Genomic DNA, 19,143 nt, shown 5'->3' with positions numbered 1-19,143 from the left:
GGATGGCTCTCGATAAAATGCCATTTGCGGCAGTTGCGGACTGGGGCACCACCCGGTTCCGCCTCTGGACGCTGGATGTCGATGGCAATGTGCTGGGCGAAAGCCGTGGCGATGATGGTCTGCTGCAGGCAAAGGAAGCCGGTTTCGAGCCAACGCTCGAACGGCACCTTGCTTCTGTCGGCGCGTCGGACGATCTGCCGGTGGTGATCTGCGGCATGGCCGGTTCGCGGACCGGCTGGATCGAAGCGCCCTATATGAGCTTGCCCGCCGGGTTGGATGGCATCGTGAAGGCTGCGGTGCGCGTGCCCGCGCGCCGTCACGTCATCATGTTGCCGGGCGTCGCGCGTCGGGACGAAACGGCACCCGATGTTATGCGTGGCGAGGAGACGAAGCTTCTTGGACTTGTGCACGGGGGCACGCATGATGCGGTTGTCGTCATGCCCGGCACCCATGCCAAATGGGTGCGGATTGCCGACGGTGGCCTTGCCGATTACCGAACCTTCATGACCGGTGAAATGTTCGCTCTTTTGAAGGAAAAATCGGTACTGGCCGGTGCGCTGGAAGGTGCCGCGGCGGTCGATCCGAATGGTGTAGCTTTCGCTGCGGGCGTCAGGGCGTCGCTCGAAAACCCGGCACTGATTTCCAACGCGCTTTTTTCCATTCGCGCAGGCTGGCTCGTCCATGATCGCAAGCCGACCGACCAGCTGGCCCGTTTGTCGGGCTTGTTGATCGGGCTGGAAGTGGCAGGCGGGCGCATGCTTTATGGCAAACCCGAAGAAGTGCTGCTCCTTTCAGACGACATGATGGGCGCGCTCTATGCCAGCGCGCTTGAAATCGCCGGGCTGACAGTCAGGCGCGTTGCAGCCGATGAGCTGGTGCGAGACGGTCTGTTCATGGCTGCAAAACACGCCTTCGAAGGAGCTGCGCAATGAGCGACCGCATCGCATGGCCAAAGCTGCGCTATCCGCTGGTCGCGATCCTGCGCGGCATTCGCCCGGAAGAAACGGAAGCAATCGTCGGAGCGCTGATCGAGACGGGTTTCGAGGCGATTGAAATTCCGCTCAATTCGCCGGAGCCTTTCGTCTCGATTGAGAAGGCGGCGAAGCTTGCGCCTGCGGGCGTGCTGATCGGGGCCGGGACCGTGTTGAGCGTCGAAGATGTGGACCGTCTCAACGATGTCGGCGGCAGGCTTCTGGTCAGCCCCAATGTCGAGCCGGATGTCATCCGTCGTGCCGGACAGCACGGCATGGTGACGATGCCCGGCGTTTTCACGCCGACGGAAGCCTTTTCGGCGATCCGTGCAGGCGCATCGGCGCTGAAGTTCTTTCCGGCCAGCGTACTCGGCGCGGACGGTATCAAGGCGATATCCGCCGTCTTGCCGAAGGATATTCCGGTCGGCGCCGTGGGCGGTGTTTCCGAGGCTGATTTTGCGACCTATCGGGCAGCGGGAGTGAGCTGCTTCGGACTCGGTTCCAGTCTTTACAAGGCCGGATTGACGGTTGCTGAGGTTCGCGAACGCGCCGAGCGCGCGGTTGCGGCATGGGACAAGATCGCGGGCTGACGGCCCCTTGAGAACTTGTTCCGGAGGAATTCCGCATGGCCGGAAGGCGGGGGCGGAAATTTTGGGAGAACGACAGGCGGAAAAGCCTGTCCCAATTTGGGAGTGAGACAATGGCAGGCATGAAATCTCTAACACTGGCAGTCGCGATGGCCGCGCTTGCCTTTGGCGGTTTGGCGCATGCGGAAGACAAGGGTCTTGTCGCCGTCGCCATGCCGACGAAGTCTTCGGCGCGCTGGATTGCTGATGGCGACAACATGGTCAAGGTGCTGAAGGAACGCGGCTATCAGACCGATCTTCAGTATGCTGAAGACGATGTGCCCAACCAGCTGGCGCAGATCGAAAACATGGTGACCAAGGGCGCCAAGGTTCTCGTCGTTGCATCCATCGACGGCACGACGCTTTCCGATGTTCTGGCCAAGGCCCACGATGCGGGCATCAAGGTTATCGCCTATGACCGCCTCATCCGCGATACGCCGAATGTCGATTATTATGCGACCTTCGACAATTTCCAGGTCGGCGTGCTGCAGGCGCAATCGATTGAAACCGCGCTGGACCTCAAGAACAAGCCGGGTCCGTTCAATATCGAGCTTTTCGGCGGATCGCCGGACGATAACAACGCCTACTTCTTCTACAACGGGGCGATGTCCGTTCTGCAGCCTTATATCGATAGCGGCAAGGTCGTTATCGGCAGCGGCCAGACCGGCATGGACAAGGTTGCAACGCTGCGCTGGGACGGTGCAACTGCTCAGGCCCGCATGGATTCGATCCTTTCGGCCTATTATTCCGACAAGAAGCTCGATGCAGTCCTGTCACCTTATGACGGCATCTCCATCGGTATCCTGTCCTCCCTCAAGGGTGTAGGCTATGGCAGTGGCGACATGCCGATGCCGGTCGTTTCCGGTCAGGATGCGGAAGTGCCTTCGGTGAAGTCGATCCTCGCTGGCGAACAGAACTCGACCATCTTCAAGGATACGCGCGAACTCGCCAAGGTCACGGTCGATATGGTCGATGCGCTGATGACCGGCAAGGAGCCGGAAGTCAACGACACCAAGACCTATGACAATGGCGTCAAGGTTGTGCCGTCCTATCTGCTCAAGCCGGTGATCGTCGACAAGTCGAACTGGAAGCAGGTTCTGGTCGATAGCGGTTACTACAAGGAAGACCAGATCCAGTAATGCGGTTTTGGGCGTATCGGAGGATATGCCCGTAACCTTTCTGCATGCCATTGCCCCAAATCCCCAGCCTTTCGGCTGGGGTAGGCTCGACGATTGACAGCGCTGTCTTTTCGTTGAGGGCAATGGCAGAGCAGATTTGTAATGGGAGCGAGCGATGAATGTAGCCAATCCTGTCCTGCGCGAGCAGTCTGACGGTAAGCCGGAAATCGCCGGCAAGCCGCTTCTGGAAATGCGCGGCATCAGCAAGTCTTTCGGCGTCGTCAAAGCGCTGAGCGATGTCAATTTCACGGTCATGCCGGGCGAGATTCATGCCTTTGTCGGCGAGAACGGAGCAGGCAAGTCGACCTTGATGAAGGTGCTGTCGGGTGTCTATCCGCATGGCAGCTACGAGGGGTCGATCTTCTTCGACGGCGAAGAGCGGCAGTTTCGCGACATCAACGATTCCGAAGCGCTTGGCATTGTCATCATCCATCAGGAGCTGGCGCTCATACCGCTTATGACGATTGCCGAGAACATTTTCCTCGTCAATCCACCGGCAAGCTATGGCGTCATCGACCGCAGTACGGTGCACAAGCGTACCCGCGAGCTTTTGCAGAAGGTTGGCCTGTCGGAATCGCCCGATACGCTTGTCACCGATATTGGTGTCGGCAAGCAGCAGCTTGTCGAAATTGCCAAGGCATTGTCGAAGCGCGTGCGGCTTCTGATCCTCGACGAACCGACCGCAAGCCTCAACGAGACGGACAGCGCGGCATTGCTGGCGCTTCTGCGTGAGTTTCGTGCTCAAGGCATCACCTCGATCCTCATTTCGCACAAGCTCAATGAAATCCGCGAAGTCGCCGACAAGATCACGGTGCTGCGCGATGGCAAGGCAGTGGCGACACTTGACTGTAATGCGGGCGAGGTCGAGGAAGACGATATTATCCGCAAGATGGTCGACCGCGATCTGGAAAGCCGCTACCCGAAGCGCGATCCGAAGATCGGTGAGGTGATTTTCGAAGTCGACAACTGGTCAGTGCATCACCCGCTGCATCCGGAGCGGCACTCGGTCAAGAACGTGTCGTTCAAGGTGAGGGCAGGCGAAATCGTCGGCATTGCCGGGTTGATGGGGGCGGGACGCACAGAATTCGCCATGAGCCTGTTCGGGCGTTCATGGGGCACGAATATCAGCGGTGAGGCGCGTATCAACGGCAACAATGCCGATATTTCCACTGTGGCGCGGGCCATCAAAGCGGGGCTTGCCTATGTGACCGAGGATCGCAAGAAGCTCGGCCTGGTCTTAGGTGAAAATATTTCGCGCAACATCTCGCTTGCGCATTTACGTGGCGTCAGCCCGAAAGGCATCATCGACGATATTCGCGAAATGAAGATCGCGAATTCCTATCGCGAACAGATGAGCATTCGCTGTCACAATGTCTATCAGGAGACGGGCACGCTTTCGGGCGGCAACCAGCAGAAGGTGGTGCTGTCCAAATGGCTCTTCACCGGGCCCGACGTACTGATCCTCGATGAACCGACGCGCGGCATCGATGTCGGCGCGAAATATGACATCTACACAATCATCAATTCGCTGGCGGATAGCGGCAAGGGCGTGGTCGTCATTTCTTCGGAAATGCCGGAGCTGATCGGCATCTGCGACCGCATCGTCGTCATGCATGAAGGTGCCTTCGTCGGCGAAGTCGCTGGCGAGGAAGCAACGCAGGAAAACATCATGCGCGCCATCATGCGGAACAAGGGAAAACGGCCATGAGCGAGAATATCATCGGAAGCAGTGGATCGAAAGCTCCGGCGAGCAGCGTGGGGCGGTATCTCAAGAACAATCTGCGCGAATCCGGCATGCTGATCTCGCTGGTCGCGATCATGATCTTTTTCCAGATCGTGACTGGCGGTGTGCTGATGAAGCCGCTGAACCTCACCAATCTGGTTCTGCAGAACAGCTATATCGTCATCATGGCGCTTGGTATGCTGCTCATCATCGTCACCGGTCATATCGACCTTTCGGTCGGCTCGGTCTGTGGCTTTATCGGTGCGCTCGCGGCTGTGATGATGGTCAAATGGGGCGTGCCATTTCCTATTGCCGCCATTCTGTGCCTGCTGGCCGGTGGCATCATCGGTGCGATGCAGGGCTTTTGGGTCGCCTATTTCAATATTCCGTCCTTCATCGTCACGCTGGCGGGCATGCTGGTCTTCAAGGGCTTGACGCTTGCCGTGCTTGGCGGCCAGTCGGTCGGGCCGTTTCCGGTCGTGTTCCAGAAACTATCGTCCGGCTTTATTCCGGAAATCATCGGCACGACGGGTGGCGTCTATCTGACATCGCTCATCATCGGCGTGCTACTGGCCGGTTTCATGATCTGGCAGAATGTGAAATCGCGTCAGCGCCATATAGCGCATGAAGTGGAAACGGAGCCTTTTGGCCTTTTCGTCATCAAGAACATCCTGTTCTTTTCGGCGATTGCCTATTTGTCGTTGCTGATTTCAATGCATCGCGGATTGCCGAACGTCCTCATCATCATGGCCGTTCTGATTGCAGCCTATGCGTTCCTCACCAATCGGACCGTGCTCGGGCGGCAGATTTATGCGGTGGGCGGAAACCGGCATGCGGCCAAGCTTTCGGGCGTGAAAACCGAACGGCTGACATTTCTGGCTTTCGTCAATATGGGTGTGCTGGCGGCGCTTGCTGGCCTGGTCTTTGCAGCGCGCCTTAACACGGCAACGCCCAAGGCCGGTATCGGCTTCGAGCTGGACGTGATCGCGGCCTGCTTCATCGGTGGCGCGTCCGCCTATGGCGGTGTGGGCCGTGTGACAGGTGCCGTGATCGGCGCGCTCATCATGGGCGTGATGAACAACGGCATGTCGATCCTCGGCATCGGCATCGACTATCAGCAGGTCATCAAGGGGATCGTGCTGCTGGGGGCTGTTTGTATCGACGTCTATAACCAGAAACGCTGATATTTCGGCTCTGACGGCCTGCAAATGGCGTTGTTTTGCGCTTCCGGTGCTCACGTACCTTTAGTACGCTCCGCTCCGGTTCTCAAACTCCACCATTTTCGGCTCGCCATAACCAAAATCTTAGCCGCTTCACTGACGTGCGGCGGTTCAGTTTTCAGATTGCCGTGCGGTGGGCGTGATCGAGATAGATTTCGCGCAGGCGCTGGGCAACTGGACCGGGTTTACCCGTGCCGATGGTTTTCTCGTCAATGACGGTGATCGGTGTGACGAATGTGCCTGCGCTGGTAAGGAAAGCTTCCTTTGCCGCATAGGCTTCATCGATGGTGAAGAGCCGCTCTTCGAGCTTCATGCCGGTCTCGGCGATCAGTTGCAGAAGCGAAAGCCGTGTGCAGCCGGGCAGGATGGAATTGCTGTTGGGGCGCGTGACGACGACATCATCTTCGGTCACGATATAGGCGGTCGACGATGCGCCTTCGGTTACATAGCCGTCTTCAATCATCCACGCTTCATCGCAACCGGCGTTCTTGGCGATTTCCTTGGCAAGCGCTTGTGGCAGCAGACAGACCGTCTTGATGTCGCGGCGCTTCCAGCGCAGATCATCCAGCGAAAGCACGCGGGCACCGGTTTTCAGCGCAGGCTTGTCGAGCAGATTGGCTTCCTGCGTGAACAGGACAACCGAAGGCTTCATACCTTTCGCGGGCACGAAATCACGGTCGCGTCCGTCGCCGCGTGTCACCTGCAGATAGACCAGACCTTCAGTCAGATTGTTGCGGCGGATCAGCTCACGCTCGATGGCAACGATCTCGTCTTCGTTCATCGGCATCGGAATACCGATCTCGCCGGTCGAGCGTCGCAGGCGTCGCATATGCGGCTCGCTGTCGATGAGTTTGCCTTCGAGCACGGCAGTCACTTCGTAAATACCGTCGCCGAACAGGAAGCCACGGTCAAAGATGGAAATGCGCGCATCGCGGGCGGAAACATATTCGCCGTTGACATAGACGATGCGGTTTTCAAGTTCTTCTGCTGAAACGGCCATGATTGGATGTGTCCTGAAACGAAAAGACTGCGATCAAGTCGCAGTCTTTTCATAGGTCAGTCGGCTGCAATGGGAAACAGCTATTTTCAGGCAGCCTGCTTTGCTGCCGCAATGGCTTCGCTGCGGATTTCTTCCGTCAACTTCAGGCGCAGTTCGGAAAATTCCGGGCTTGCCTTGACGTGGTAGGTGCGCGGATGCGCGATATCGACCGGTGTGATCGATTTGATCTTGCCCGGACGAGCGGTCATCGTAACCACGCGGGTCGCCATGAAGATGGCTTCCTCGATGTCGTGGGTGACGAAGATCACTGTCTTGTGCTCCCGCTCCCAGATGCCGAGCAGAAGCTCCTGCATCAGTCCGCGGGTCTGGTTGTCGAGTGCGCCGAACGGCTCGTCGAGAAGCAGGATTTTTGGATCGTTGGCGAGTGCCCGGGCAATCGCCGTGCGCTGTTGCATGCCGCCCGAAAGCTGCTTTGGCCAGTGATCTTCAAAGCCGCGTAGTCCGACCTTGTCGATATAGCTGTCCACGATTTCACGCGCCTGCTTTTCCGGCACGCCTTTTTCGCGAAGCCCGAAGCCGACATTCTGCCGGATGGTGAGCCACGGAAACAGCGTGTAGGACTGGAACACCATACCGCGATCTGCACCCGGTCCGGTGACAGGGTTGCCCTCCAGCATCACGGTGCCGGTGGTGGGCTTGTCGAGACCGGCGATGATGCGAAGAAGCGTGGACTTGCCGCAGCCCGAGGGGCCGAGAACGGTCACGAAATCATTTTTCGGGATGACGAGGTCGGTCGGCTGCAATGCTAGTGTCGGCTTGCCGCCATGGACGCCCGGAAAGGTACGGCTCACGCCCTTGATGACAAGTTCCTGGTCGCTTTTGGTAACCATTATGCGAACCTCCATGCAAAGAGCCAGCGGTTGAAATATTTGAAGGCAAGGTCCGAGATCAGGCCGATGACGCCGATCACGATGATGCCGAAGATGATCTGGCCCGTGGCCATCAGTGCCTGAGAGTTGATGATCATGTAGCCGATGCCGGACGATGCGCCGATGAGTTCGGCCACGATCACATAGGTCCATGCCCAGCCGAGCACGAGGCGCAATGTTTCGGCAATGTCTGGCGCGCTGGCAGGCATGAGCACGCGGCGAATGATGCCGCTGTTCGACGCGCCGAGCGTGTAGGCTGCTTCGACAAGATCGCGACGCGTATTGGAGACCGTCACGGCGATCATGAGAATGATCTGGAACACCGCGCCGATGAAGATGACGAGCAGCTTCTGTGTTTCACCAATGCCTGACCAGAGGATCAACAGCGGAACGAACGCCGAAGCGGGAAGATAGCGCGCAAAAGAGACGAAGGGCTCCAGCAGCGCTTCAATCGGCTTGTATGCGCCCATGGCGATGCCGAGCGGAATGGCAACGACGCTTGCCAGTACGAAGCCGCCAAGCACGCGCCAGACAGTCATTCCGATATCGGACATAAAGCCTTGATTGGCGATAAGATCCCAGCCGTCCTTCACCATGGTGATCGGGTCGGCAAGAAAAGTCGGGGAAACGAAGCCGCCCAGAGTGGCTATACCCCAGAACACAAAGAAGAGAATGAAGAATAGAATGCCCAGTAATATCCGGGTCTGACTGCCTATCGGCTGCAAGGGCTGCATATATTTTCCTGTTTAGTCGCGCATCCGCCGCACTCGACGGGCAGAAAATAAGGAAGCCCGGACGTGTCGTCCGGGCTTGCATATGAAGCGATGTTACTTGATGAAGCTTGTATCCACGATGTCATCGAGATTGGGCTTCGACTTGATCACACCCGCCTTCAGCAGAAGATCGGCGGCTTCGGTTGAAAACTCCTTGAATTCACCTTCAAAGAACTTCTGGTTGGCTGCCTTGTCCTGCCAGCGAAGATAGTCTGCCGACTTGCCGAAATCCTCGCCCGACTGCTTCACGTCCTTGCCCATGATTTCATAGGACTTCGCCTTGTCGGAAGCGATCATCTGCAGCGCTTCAAAGTAGCTGTCGGCAAGCGCCTTGGCGGCTTCGGGGTTCTTTTCAAGGAAATCGGGCGTGCAGCCGACCGTGTCCATGACCGCAGGATAATCGAGCGTGGTGGCAAGAATCTTGCCCTTGTCGGGTGCTGCGCGCACGGTGGAAAGATAAGGCTCGTAGGTCATGGCGGCATCGTTCTGGCCGGCCACGAAAGCCTGTGCAGCCGGTCCCGGCTCCATATTGACGACCTTGACGTCCTTGGTCGTCATACCGTTTTTGGCGAGCATGAAGGCGAGAAGGAAATAGGGCGACGTACCCGGAGCAGAAGCGGCAACCGTCTTGCCCTTCAGATCGGCGAAGGAATTCACATCGGCACGCACCGCAATACCATCGGCGCCGTAGGACTTGTCCATCTGGAATATCTGCTTGGTCTTCACGCCAGCCGCGTTCCAGACAATCCATGTTTCAACGGTGGTGGCCGCGCACTGGATATCACCGGAAGCGAGGGCCAGATGGCGGCTTGCCTGCGGGATTTTGGTCAGTGTGACGTCGAGGCCATTCTTCTTGAAAATTCCGGCTTCCTTGGCAAGCGTCAGCGGAGCAAAGCCGGTCCAGCCGGAAAAGCCAAGGGAAACGGCAGTTTCAGCGTGCGCCGCAGACGTTAACGTGAAAGCTGCTAGTACCGCCCCGGCAAGCAATGATTTCTTCATGTGTAGTACCCCTTTTATAGTGAGACTTTTTTGTCTCTTACTCCTGCCAAATTAACAGGACCGTATCGTCTGTCCAGAGAGTTCGTTGCGGTTCTTTGAATACTTCATTCTCGATGGAATAGTCGTAAACTACTGATCAGATTGGGCTAATCGAAATCAGGTAAGCGGCTCCCTTCCCCTTTAGTTCAAGAGGCAAGGCGTCGCAGTTTGTGGCGACCGCGCAATCATGCTGCTCAAGTTTCGTCGTTTTCGCCGCGAGTGTCAGATCGATCTGACCTTCGGCACAGAAAAGAAGAACCAGATTGCCATTGGCCTGGGTGAGCGTAGTGCCGTTGACGGGCAGGCGCCGGACCATATGGGCAAACCGTCCGCGCCGGGTCATCACATTGAGGTCGGTAATGGCCGATCCGATCAGCCGTGCGCTGGATTGAGCATCCGCAGCGAAGAACAGCGGTACGCTTTCGCAGGTGAGGGTGCTCTGCTGTCCTTCGACATCGAGCAAGATGCCGTCTCCTTCCAGCACCGACAATGTGCGGTCGATGCCGGGAAAGACGGAAAACGGGCCATCGCTGGCGACGGTCGCCATGGAAATGCGCCAGTCGAAATTATCGACTGACGCGCCTTCCGGATGGACGGCGATTTCGACCGTAACGCCGCCGCCATTTTTCCATGGCATACGGCGATGACTTTCGGCCTTGAGAATTTCGACCATCAACCGAGCCATCCATTGGATGCTGCCCAGAAGGCAATTGGTGCCGTTAGCAGGATGCTGAGTGCCGTGCGGATATACCAGATCACGATCAGGTCCCGGAACTTGAGCGGGATCGAGGTGGCAAGGACGCAAGGGATTGAGGCCGACAGGAAGAGAACCTGGCTGACCGAGACAACGGCGGCGACGAACTTCAAAACGACATCGGCGTCCTTCAAGAGGATGGCTGGCAGGAACATTTCTGCAAGGCCGGACGCCATGGATTTTGCGGCAAGCATCGGATCGGCCAGTTGCGCAAGCCATGTAAACGGATAGAGCGCCAGACCCAGAAGATCAAAGATCGGCGTATATTTGGACGCAAGCAGGCCGAGAAGCCCGACCGCCATGATGCTGGGAAGGATCATGGCTGCCATGCGCAGGCCATCAAGGAACGTCGCCCCGAGAAGCGGCAGAAGCTTGGGGGCATTTTGTGCCTGCTGGATGCCGGTGTCGATTGCCGTTTGAATACGGCCTTTGCCTTCGGGCAATGGGGTATCGCGGTCGCCCGGATGATCCATGCGGCTCAATGGCCAGATGCGTGCGGTGATCGCGGAGACAATGAAAGTCACGAAGAAAGTGGTCCAGAAATAGAGGTTCCACGCGTCCATAAGGCCCAGCGTCTTTGCGACGATGATCATGAAGGTGGCTGATACCGTGGAAAAGCCGGTGGCGACGATTGCCGCTTCGCGGGCGGTGTATTTGCCTTCCTTGTAGACGCGATCGGTGATGAGAAGTGCCAGCGAATAGCTGCCGACGAACGATGCCACGGCATCGATGGCCGACCAGCCCGGCGTGCGCCAGATCGGGCGCATGACTGGTTGTACGATGACGCCGGTAAATTCGAGCAGGCCATAGCCAATCAGGAAAGCCAGTGCCAGTGCACCGATCGGCACGATCAGGCCGACCGACAATACGAGCTTGTCGAACAGGAACGGCAGCATATCGGGCGTGAAAAGTGCAGCCGGACCGATATTGGCGAGATACATGGCAGTCGCGATGAGGCCGAGCAGACGCAGAACCGAGAAAATTCTTTCGGTTACATTCTTTTTCCACGTGCCCGTTACGAAAGGTGCAAAGGCACCATAAGCGATAAGCAAGCAGACGAAAACGAGAGCGGCAGGGCGAAGCTGCGTGGCAATCGCGGTCGCGGCGTGATCGAGCAGGATGGTCGATTTACCGCCAATGGTGACGGGCACGAAAAAGAAAAATATGCCTATGAAGCTGTATATGACCAGTTTCAAAGCCGCCGATCCACGAGAGGGCTCATTACGGCCAAGCGCTACGTCTGTCATCGTTATTCCCCAGTATTTACGTATTATCCAGCTATGAAAAAGGCGGCCCCCGGAAGGGCCGCCTTTCATTGATTTCTTAGTTGCCAAGGATGGCTGGAAGGCGCAGGCCCTGCTGCTTCGCCCAGTCGAGCGCGATATCGTAGCCCGCATCGGCATGGCGCATGACGCCGGTGGCCGGGTCGTTCCACAACACGCGACCGATGCGCTGATCGGCATCTTCGGTGCCGTCACAGCAGATGACCATGCCGGAATGCTGGCTGAAGCCCATGCCGACGCCGCCGCCGTGATGGAGTGACACCCACGTTGCGCCCGAAGCGGTGTTGAGCAGAGCATTGAGCAGCGGCCAGTCGGAGACTGCGTCCGAGCCATCCTTCATGGCTTCCGTTTCGCGGTTCGGCGAAGCCACCGAGCCGCTATCGAGGTGATCGCGACCGATAACGATTGGTGCCTTCAGCTCGCCATTGCGGACCATTTCGTTGAAGGCGAGGCCGAGACGATGGCGGTCGCCGAGACCGACCCAGCAGATGCGTGCTGGCAGGCCCTGAAACTCGATACGTTCCTTTGCCATGTCGAGCCAGTTGTGCAGGTGCTTGTTGTCTGGCAGCAGCTCCTTCACCTTGGCGTCGGTCTTGGCGATATCTTCCGGATCGCCGGAAAGGGCAGCCCAGCGGAACGGGCCGACGCCGCGGCAGAACAGCGGGCGGATATAGGCAGGGACGAAGCCCGGGAAATCGAAGGCGTTTTCCAGACCTTCTTCAAGTGCCATCTGGCGGATGTTGTTGCCGTAATCGACGGTTGGAATGCCAGCATTCCAGAAGTCGAGCATGGCCTGAACCTGCACCTTCATCGAAGCGCGGGCGGCTTTCGCAACGCCCTTCGGATCGCTTTCCTGCTTGGCGCGCCATTCGGCGACGGTCCAGCCGATTGGCAGATAGCCATGCACCGGATCATGCGCCGAGGTCTGGTCGGTGACGATGTCGGGGCGCACGCCGCGCTTGACGAGTTCCGGATAGATTTCAGCCGCATTGCCGATGAGCGCGATGGATTTGGCTTCGCCTGCCTTGGTCCATTCATCGATCTTGGCCAGCGCTTCGTCGAGGTTATGGGTCTTTTCATCGACGTAACGGGTGCGCAGGCGGAAATCGGCGCGGGTTTCGTCGCATTCGACCGCAAGGCAGCAAGCGCCTGCCATGACGGCTGCCAGAGGCTGTGCGCCGCCCATGCCGCCCAAGCCGCCGGTCAGAATCCATTTGCCCTTGAGGTTGCCGTCGTAGTGCTGGCGACCGGCTTCCACGAAGGTTTCGTAGGTGCCCTGAACGATGCCCTGCGCGCCGATGTAGATCCACGAACCGGCGGTCATCTGGCCATACATGGCAAGACCCTTCTTATCCAGTTCGTTGAAGTGATCCCAGGTCGCCCAATGCGGCACGAGGTTGGAATTGGCGATGAGAACGCGCGGTGCATCCTTGTGGGTGCGGAACACGCCCACCGGCTTGCCCGACTGCACCAGCAAGGTTTCGTCTTCATTGAGCGTCTTGAGGGTCGCGACAATCTTGTCGAAATCATCCCATGTCCGGGCCGCCCGGCCAATGCCGCCATAGACGACCAGCTCGTGCGGGCGTTCGGCGACATCGGGGTCAAGGTTGTTCATCAACATGCGAAGCGGCGCTTCGGTCAGCCAGCTCTTGGCGTTGAGTTCGTCTCCGCGGGGCGCGCGGACTTCGCGCTCGTTATGGCGTGGATTGGACATGGTGTTCTCCTCAGGATTTCAGTTCTGCGGCTATTGTTTCCAGCCGCTGCAAAAGGGTTTTGAGATGCACGCGAAGCTTGTCCGCCCTGGCCTCGTCATAGGCGAAGGGAACCGCTTCGGTCGCAAGATGCGTGGATTGGGCAAGCTCCATCTGGATGGCGTGAACACCAGTTTCCGGCTTGCCGTAATGGCGCGTCGTCCAGCCGCCCTTGAAGCGGCCATTGAGAATCGACGTGTAGCCTTCGGCCCGTCCCGTAACCTCAACGGCGGCAGCTTCGATCTTCGGATCGCAGGTCTTGCCCATGTCCGTGCCGATGTTGAAATCCGGCAATTTGCCTTCGAACAGGAACGGAATATGCGAGCGGATCGAATGGCAGTCATAAAGGATGGCGACGCCATGGATCGCCTTCACACGCTCGATCTCGGCTAAAAGCGCGTCGTGATAGGGCTTGTGGAAGCGCGTGATGCGGTCGGCAATATCGGCTTCCTTTGGTGCTTCGCCGTCTTTCCAGATGGCAATGCCGTCAAAGTCGGTTTCCGGGATCAGCGTCGTGGTGTTCTGGCCGGGATAGAGGCTGACACCTGCCGGATCACGATTGGCATCGATGCAATAGCGGTGAAAGGTGGCGCGCACCGTGGTTGCGCCATCAATAAGGCCATCATAGAGCTGGTGAATATGCCAGTCGGTATCGGCAAGGATGCGGCCATTGTCGTTGAGCCGTGACCAGATGTCGTCGGGAACATCCGTGCCCGTATGGGGAAGGCCCAGAATGACGGGCGAGGTTCCCTGACGAACTTCGAACGGGTTCATGATCACGCCTCCAGCGCGGGCAGGATGCCGCTCGAAACCGCCCCGGCAAGTGCACCGTCAGCCACCAGCTCAGCGGCATTCTTGAGGTCGTCGGCCATATAGCGGTCGTCTTCCAGCGTCGGCACGCGGCCGCGCAGCACGGCGATGACCTTGGAGAGTTCCTGGCTGGTGGTCAGCGGTTCGCGCAGTTCGACGCCGAGCGCACCGGTCAGTGCTTCGATGCCGATGATGGCGTTGAGGTTGGCGGTCATTTGAAGAAGACGGCGTGCACCATGGCAGGCCATGGACACATGGTCTTCCTGATTGGCCGAAGTCGGGGTGGAATCGACCGAAGCCGGATGCGCCATCTGCTTGTTTTCGCTCATGAGTGCCGCAGACGTGACTTCTGCGATCATCAGGCCGGAATTGAGGCCCGGCTTGCGGGCGAGGAAGGCCGGAAGACCGAAGGAGAGGGCGGGGTCAACCAGAAGCGCGATGCGGCGCTGCGAGATCGCGCCGATTTCGCAGACGGCCAGCGCAATCTGATCGGCGGCGAAGGCAACAGGTTCGGCATGGAAATTGCCGCCCGACACGGCGCGACCGTCCGAGAGAACGAGCGGATTGTCGGTGACCGCATTGGCTTCGATTTCCAGCGTGCGTGCTGCCTGACGCAGAATGTCGAGGCAAGCGCCATCGACTTGCGGCTGGCAGCGAATGCAATAGGGGTCCTGCACACGCTGGTCGCCTTCGAGGTGGCTCTGGCGGATGACGGAACCTTCGAGTAGGGCGCGCAGTGCCCGGCCAGCGTCGATCTGGCCCTTATGGCCGCGCAATGTATGGATTTCCTCATGGAATGGCGCATCAGATCCCATGGCGGCATCGGTGGACAATGCGCCGGTGATCAGCGCTGTCTGCGCGGCGCGATGCGCACGGAAAAGACCGGCCAGTGCAAGAGCGGTGGAGGTCTGTGTGCCGTTGATCAGCGCCAGCCCTTCCTTGGCGGCAAGCACAACCGGCTTCAGCCCGGCCTTTTCGAGTGCCTTCGCACCCGACAGGCGCTCGCCCTTATAAAAGGCTTCGCCTTCACCGATCATGGCCGCGGTCATGTGCGCCAGCGGTGCAAGGTCGCCAGACGCGCCAACGGAACCCTTTTCCGGGATCATCGGGATCACGCCTTTTTTCAGCATGTTTTCGATGAGGGTGATGACTTCAAGCCGCACGCCGGAAGCGCCACGACCGAGTGAAATCAGCTTCAGCGCCATGATGAGGCGCACGATATTTTCGGAAAGCGGTTCGCCGACGCCGCAGCAATGCGACAGGATCAGATTGCGCTGGAGCGTGGCGACATCGCCTGCCGCAATACGGATCGAGGCAAGTTTTCCGAAGCCGGTATTGATGCCATAAACCGGTTCATCCCCTGCCGCGATTTCCGCAATACGCGCCGCAGCCTTTTCGACGCCTGCGTGAAAAGCAGGGTCGATGCGGACGGGGAGACCCTCGCGATAGATTGTTTCAAGTGTTTCAAGCGGCACGCTGCCGGGCTTCAATACGAGGGTCATGGAAAACTCCCAAAGAGCGCATCTCGAAAAACGTGAAGCGGTTTTCGGATAAGATGCGCGTTGAAACAAAAATTCAGATTTGGCCTTTGAACACCCGCTTCCAGAGCGGGTTGAAGCCGATGCGGTAAACGAGCTCTGCCGGGCGCTCGACGTCCCAGATCGCGAGGTCGGCATCCTTGCCAACTTCCAGTGTGCCGGTCTGATCAAGAAGCCCGAGTGCGCGCGCTGCTTCGCGGGTTACACCTGCGATGCATTCATCGACCGTCATGCGGAAGAGCGTTGCGCCCATATTCATGGTGAGCAAAAGCGAGGTCAGCGGCGAGGTGCCGGGATTGTTATCGGTGGCCAGCGCCATCTTGGTACCCGCAGCACGGAAAAGCTCGACTGGCGGCTTTTGTGTTTCGCGGATGAAGTAGTAGGCGCCGGGCAGCAGCACGGCTACCGTTCCGGCCTTGGCCATTGCAGCGGCGCCGTCCGCATCCGTATATTCCAGATGATCGGCTGAAAGCGCATCATAAGATGCTGCAAGAGCCGCACCATGCAGATTGGACAACTGGTCGGCATGAAGCTTGACCGGAATATTATGCGCCTTGGCCGCATCGAAGACGCGGGTGATTTCATCCGGCAGGAAGGCGATGCCTTCGCAAAAACCGTCAACCGCATCGGCCAGATTTTCAGCGGCGATAGCCGGTAGCATGTCGTTGATGACGCGGTCGATATAGGCGGCCTTGTCGCCGTTCATTTCCGGCGGCAGGGCGTGCGCGCCAAGGAAGGTCGTGCGGACCGCCACGTCACGCTCTTCGCCAAGACGGCGGGCGGCTTTCAACGACTTGATTTCGCTGTCACGGTCGAGGCCATAGCCCGACTTGACTTCAACGGTGGTGACACCTTCTGCAATCAGTGCATCGAGACGGGGCAGGGTTTCGCGCACCAGATCATCTTCGCTGGCAGCACGCAGGTTCTTGACTGAGGAAACAATGCCGCCGCCTGCACGTGCCACTTCTTCGTAAGTGGCACCATTCAGGCGCAGCTCAAATTCATGGGCGCGGTTGCCAGCATGGACAAGATGCGTGTGGCAGTCGACCAGGCCGGGTGTGATCAGGCGGTTCTCGCAGTCGATTTTCTCGAAAGATGCATATTCAGCAGGCAGAGCATTTTCCGGACCGACATAAGCGATCTTGCCGTCTTTCACGGCGAGCGCTGCATTGTCGATGAGCCCCAGACCCTCGGCGTTTTCACCCAAGGTGGCGATACGGGCGTTGCTGAAAATGTAGCTTGTTTTATCTGGCATGAGCGTTTTCTCGCTTCCCCTGTTTTTCAATAATGTATATACATATTAACGGAGTCGCCAAGAGAAAAAATGCATCCATTTGCGATCTGTTGAAAGATCGGCGTGTGAATTTGGCGAAATGAGGAGCTTGTTCGAATGTCTGCCGCAGCCACAAAAACGCAATTTATCCATGCCGGTCAGGCGCTTCTGCAAACAGGCTGGGCGGATGATGTTCGACTTGGCATTGTCGACGGAAAAATCGCATCTGTGGAAACCGGCGTCAGTGCGCAGTCGGGCGACGAACACCATGCAGTGATCGTTTCAGGCATGCCAAATCTGCACAGCCATGCGTTCCAATATGGCATGGCAGGACTGGCTGAGCGGCGTGGACCTTCTGCTGACAGCTTCTGGAGCTGGCGCGAGATCATGTACAAGTTTGCGCTCACCATGTCGCCGGAACAGGCGGAAGCTGTAGCGCTGCGGCTTTATGTCGACATGCTGGAGGCAGGATTTACCCGCGTCGGTGAGTTTCATTATCTGCACCATGATCGCGACGGCACACCTTACGGCAATATTTCCGAGATGGCGGATCGCATTGTTTCCGCAGCTGGGGCAGCGGGTATCGGCCTGACATTGCTGCCAGTGCTTTATGCGCATTCGACCTTTGGCGGTGCTGCTCCGAATGAAGGCCAGCGTCGGTTTATCAATGATGAAGCAAGCTTTTCCCGTTTGATTGAAGGCTGCCAGAAAGCGCTTGTCGGTTTCGATGGTGCCGTGCTTGGCGTAGCCCCGCACAGTCTGCGTGCTGTCACCCCCGATGAGCTGACATTTGCGGCAAAGCTTTTGCCGGATGCGCCTGTGCATATTCACATTGCCGAACAGGTCAAGGAAGTGGACGACTGCATTGCATGGTCGGGCCAGCGACCTGTTGAATGGCTGCTTGACCATCAGGAATTGTCGTCGCGCTGGTGCCTCATCCACGCGACCCACATGACCGACGCGGAAACCATGCGCATGGCTGAGGCTGGTGCGATTGCTGGTCTTTGTCCTGTGACGGAGGCCAATCTTGGTGACGGCACTTTCAATGCCACGGTCTTCCACGAAGCAGGCGGCAAGTTCGGCGTCGGCTCGGATTCCAATGTGCTGATCGGCATTAGCGATGAGTTACGCCAGTACGAATATTCGCAGCGTCTCCTGCACCGCGCGCGCAATGTTCTGGCCGAGAACGCAGGCTCGACAGGCCGCGCATTGTTCGATGGCGCGGTGACGGGCGGCAATATCGCCATGGGACGTGCAAGCGATGGCTTGGAAGCGGGGGCTTCGGCCGATTTCGTCGCACTTGATGCGGCGCGTCTGCCACATGCAAAAGGCGACGCAGTGCTCGATGGCTGGATTTTTGGCGGTCGCGCACGACCGTCCGATGTATGGGTGCGCGGCGTTAAACAGGTGGAAGGCGGGCGTCACCGCTTGCGCGATGAAGCCGAGCGTGCTTTCCAGACAGTGATCGGCGAATTACTCGCCTGACAGGAGATGGCATGGCTGGCGAAGATTTGATCGTAAAGGACGCACCGGTGCTTTCGCTGCATCAGCGTATTCTGGACGATATTGAATCGCGCATCCTGTCGGGAGAATGGCTGCCCGGCCATCGCATCCCGTTTGAACACGAGCTGACGGAACAATATGGCTGTTCACGCATGACCGTGAACAAGGCGCTGACACAGCTGGCAAAGGCCGGTCTGATTGAGCGCAAGCGGAGATCCGGCAGTTTTGTTTCCTTTCCGCAATCGCAGGCCGCAATCCTCGAAATCCACGATATTCGCGATGAAGTAGCAGCGCTTGGCGCCGCTTATCGGTTCGAGCTGACGAGCCGGCGCGAGCGATTGAGCGGACCAGCCGATGCAAGGCATATCGACATGCCGCGCCATACGCCGCTGGTTGAACTCGTCTGCCGTCACTATGCGGGCAAGCGTGTTTTCGCTCTGGAAGAGCGCATCATTAGTCTGGATGCGGTTCCGACCGCTGCGCAGACTGACTTTGCTGAAAATTCGCCGGGACCATGGCTGGTTTCGTGCGTGCCGTGGAGTAGCGCAAAACACTCGATACGTGCGATTGCCGCCACGCAGGAAAATGCTGGCATGCTCGGTATTCCGCTGGGGGCGCCCTGTCTGGTGATCGAGCGCCAGACCTGGAATGCTGACCAGCCGGTAACACATGTACGCTTTACCTATCCCGGCGACAGCCATGCGCTGGTGGCGAATTTCACGCCATCGCAGGGAGGATAAACGACTGGTCGTGCACATTACGGCCCGGCAAAC

17 protein-coding genes are annotated in these 19,143 nt (G+C 58.3%); 7 read left to right on the top strand and 10 right to left on the bottom strand.

Translation table 11 applies throughout. The features are described 5' to 3' along the window. The first annotated feature begins 2 nt into the window (after nt 1-2). From OHI65_RS18825 to mmsB, 5 genes are all read left to right on the top strand, one after another. Nucleotides 3-932: a 2-dehydro-3-deoxygalactonokinase gene (locus OHI65_RS18825; protein WP_125300005.1), complete on the top strand. Its 930-nt coding sequence runs from the start codon at nt 3-5 to the stop codon at nt 930-932. After that, nucleotides 929-1,561, top strand: coding sequence for a 2-dehydro-3-deoxy-6-phosphogalactonate aldolase (locus OHI65_RS18820; RefSeq protein WP_012091489.1), 633 nt, complete (start codon nt 929-931; stop codon nt 1,559-1,561). The genes OHI65_RS18825 and OHI65_RS18820 overlap by 4 nt, the downstream gene beginning before the upstream one ends. Nucleotides 1,562-1,671: 110 nt before the next feature. Then, on the top strand, nt 1,672-2,736 hold the full coding sequence (chvE, locus tag OHI65_RS18815) for a multiple monosaccharide ABC transporter substrate-binding protein (RefSeq protein WP_125300006.1): 1,065 nt from the start codon (nt 1,672-1,674) through the stop codon (nt 2,734-2,736). 154 nt (nt 2,737-2,890) lie between these two features. Further along, nucleotides 2,891-4,483: a multiple monosaccharide ABC transporter ATP-binding protein gene (gene mmsA / locus OHI65_RS18810; RefSeq protein WP_012091490.1), complete on the top strand. Its 1,593-nt coding sequence runs from the start codon at nt 2,891-2,893 to the stop codon at nt 4,481-4,483. Further along, nucleotides 4,480-5,682 carry a multiple monosaccharide ABC transporter permease gene (gene mmsB, locus OHI65_RS18805; RefSeq protein ID WP_125300007.1) on the top strand — a complete coding sequence of 401 codons (1,203 nt, stop codon included), beginning with the start codon at nt 4,480-4,482 and terminating at the stop codon, nt 5,680-5,682. The genes mmsA and mmsB overlap by 4 nt, the downstream gene beginning before the upstream one ends. A 154-nt stretch (nt 5,683-5,836) precedes the next feature. Here mmsB and OHI65_RS18800 read toward each other — a convergent pair whose 3' ends face one another. The 10 genes from OHI65_RS18800 to hutI all read right to left on the bottom strand — a co-directional run bounded on the left by OHI65_RS18800 (nt 5,837) and on the right by hutI (nt 16,849). Next, the gene (locus tag OHI65_RS18800; protein ID WP_125300008.1) at nt 5,837-6,718 is read right to left on the bottom strand and encodes a D-amino-acid transaminase; all 882 of its coding nucleotides are present in this window, start codon (nt 6,716-6,718) and stop codon (nt 5,837-5,839) included. 86 nt (nt 6,719-6,804) lie between these two features. After that, nucleotides 6,805-7,608: an ABC transporter ATP-binding protein gene (locus tag OHI65_RS18795; RefSeq protein WP_125300009.1), complete on the bottom strand. Its 804-nt coding sequence runs from the start codon at nt 7,606-7,608 to the stop codon at nt 6,805-6,807. Further along, nucleotides 7,608-8,381: an ABC transporter permease gene (locus tag OHI65_RS18790; RefSeq protein ID WP_012091494.1), complete on the bottom strand. Its 774-nt coding sequence runs from the start codon at nt 8,379-8,381 to the stop codon at nt 7,608-7,610. The genes OHI65_RS18795 and OHI65_RS18790 overlap by 1 nt, the downstream gene beginning before the upstream one ends. Nucleotides 8,382-8,474: 93 nt before the next feature. Next, nucleotides 8,475-9,419, bottom strand: a complete 945-nt coding sequence (locus tag OHI65_RS18785) for an ABC transporter substrate-binding protein (protein ID WP_125300010.1) — start codon at nt 9,417-9,419, stop codon at nt 8,475-8,477. 136 nt (nt 9,420-9,555) lie between these two features. Beyond that, the gene (locus OHI65_RS18780) at nt 9,556-10,134 is read right to left on the bottom strand and encodes a HutD family protein (protein ID WP_125300375.1); all 579 of its coding nucleotides are present in this window, start codon (nt 10,132-10,134) and stop codon (nt 9,556-9,558) included. Then, nucleotides 10,131-11,459 carry a YjiH family protein gene (locus OHI65_RS18775; protein WP_010659501.1) on the bottom strand — a complete coding sequence of 443 codons (1,329 nt, stop codon included), beginning with the start codon at nt 11,457-11,459 and terminating at the stop codon, nt 10,131-10,133. The genes OHI65_RS18780 and OHI65_RS18775 overlap by 4 nt, the downstream gene beginning before the upstream one ends. A 76-nt stretch (nt 11,460-11,535) precedes the next feature. Continuing rightward, entirely contained in the window at nt 11,536-13,209 is a 1,674-nt protein-coding gene (hutU, locus tag OHI65_RS18770; protein WP_125300011.1) for a urocanate hydratase, read from the bottom strand. A 10-nt stretch (nt 13,210-13,219) separates the two neighbouring features. Further along, a complete protein-coding gene (gene hutG, locus OHI65_RS18765) occupies nt 13,220-14,020 on the bottom strand; it encodes an N-formylglutamate deformylase (RefSeq protein ID WP_125300012.1) in 801 nt (266 codons plus the stop codon). Between the two features lie 2 nt (nt 14,021-14,022). Then, the gene (hutH, locus tag OHI65_RS18760) at nt 14,023-15,558 is read right to left on the bottom strand and encodes a histidine ammonia-lyase (protein WP_125300013.1); all 1,536 of its coding nucleotides are present in this window, start codon (nt 15,556-15,558) and stop codon (nt 14,023-14,025) included. A 73-nt stretch (nt 15,559-15,631) separates the two neighbouring features. After that, complete coding sequence (gene hutI, locus OHI65_RS18755) at nt 15,632-16,849, bottom strand: imidazolonepropionase (RefSeq protein ID WP_125300014.1); 1,218 nt, start codon at nt 16,847-16,849, stop codon at nt 15,632-15,634. Between the two features lie 135 nt (nt 16,850-16,984). On the opposite strand from hutI, the gene OHI65_RS18750 reads away from it, so the two are divergent. Next, nucleotides 16,985-18,352: a formimidoylglutamate deiminase gene (locus OHI65_RS18750; RefSeq protein WP_125300015.1), complete on the top strand. Its 1,368-nt coding sequence runs from the start codon at nt 16,985-16,987 to the stop codon at nt 18,350-18,352. An 11-nt stretch (nt 18,353-18,363) separates the two neighbouring features. Further along, complete coding sequence (gene hutC / locus OHI65_RS18745; RefSeq protein ID WP_010659507.1) at nt 18,364-19,110, top strand: histidine utilization repressor; 747 nt, start codon at nt 18,364-18,366, stop codon at nt 19,108-19,110. Nucleotides 19,111-19,143 lie beyond the last annotated feature (33 nt).

It is taken from the genome of Brucella sp. MAB-22, from assembly GCF_025908475.1.
GTDB lineage: Bacteria > Pseudomonadota > Alphaproteobacteria > Rhizobiales > Rhizobiaceae > Brucella > Brucella anthropi.
The sequence above is the reverse complement of the archived record's forward strand: the minus strand, read 5'-3'. Positions and strand labels throughout refer to the sequence as shown.

Coding starts and splice junctions, on each gene's coding strand:
- OHI65_RS18790 (WP_012091494.1), bottom strand. CDS start 8,381: ATGCAGCCCTTGCAGCCGATAGGCAGTCAGACCCGGATATTACTGGGC.
- OHI65_RS18750 (WP_125300015.1), top strand. CDS start 16,985: ATGTCTGCCGCAGCCACAAAAACGCAATTTATCCATGCCGGTCAGGCG.
- OHI65_RS18785 (WP_125300010.1), bottom strand. CDS start 9,419: ATGAAGAAATCATTGCTTGCCGGGGCGGTACTAGCAGCTTTCACGTTA.
- hutG (WP_125300012.1), bottom strand. CDS start 14,020: ATGAACCCGTTCGAAGTTCGTCAGGGAACCTCGCCCGTCATTCTGGGC.
- OHI65_RS18820 (WP_012091489.1), top strand. CDS start 929: ATGAGCGACCGCATCGCATGGCCAAAGCTGCGCTATCCGCTGGTCGCG.
- hutC (WP_010659507.1), top strand. CDS start 18,364: ATGGCTGGCGAAGATTTGATCGTAAAGGACGCACCGGTGCTTTCGCTG.
- chvE (WP_125300006.1), top strand. CDS start 1,672: ATGGCAGGCATGAAATCTCTAACACTGGCAGTCGCGATGGCCGCGCTT.
- hutH (WP_125300013.1), bottom strand. CDS start 15,558: ATGACCCTCGTATTGAAGCCCGGCAGCGTGCCGCTTGAAACACTTGAA.
- hutI (WP_125300014.1), bottom strand. CDS start 16,849: ATGCCAGATAAAACAAGCTACATTTTCAGCAACGCCCGTATCGCCACC.
- OHI65_RS18825 (WP_125300005.1), top strand. CDS start 3: ATGGCTCTCGATAAAATGCCATTTGCGGCAGTTGCGGACTGGGGCACC.
- mmsB (WP_125300007.1), top strand. CDS start 4,480: ATGAGCGAGAATATCATCGGAAGCAGTGGATCGAAAGCTCCGGCGAGC.
- OHI65_RS18800 (WP_125300008.1), bottom strand. CDS start 6,718: ATGGCCGTTTCAGCAGAAGAACTTGAAAACCGCATCGTCTATGTCAAC.
- OHI65_RS18775 (WP_010659501.1), bottom strand. CDS start 11,459: ATGACAGACGTAGCGCTTGGCCGTAATGAGCCCTCTCGTGGATCGGCG.
- OHI65_RS18795 (WP_125300009.1), bottom strand. CDS start 7,608: ATGGTTACCAAAAGCGACCAGGAACTTGTCATCAAGGGCGTGAGCCGT.
- mmsA (WP_012091490.1), top strand. CDS start 2,891: ATGAATGTAGCCAATCCTGTCCTGCGCGAGCAGTCTGACGGTAAGCCG.
- hutU (WP_125300011.1), bottom strand. CDS start 13,209: ATGTCCAATCCACGCCATAACGAGCGCGAAGTCCGCGCGCCCCGCGGA.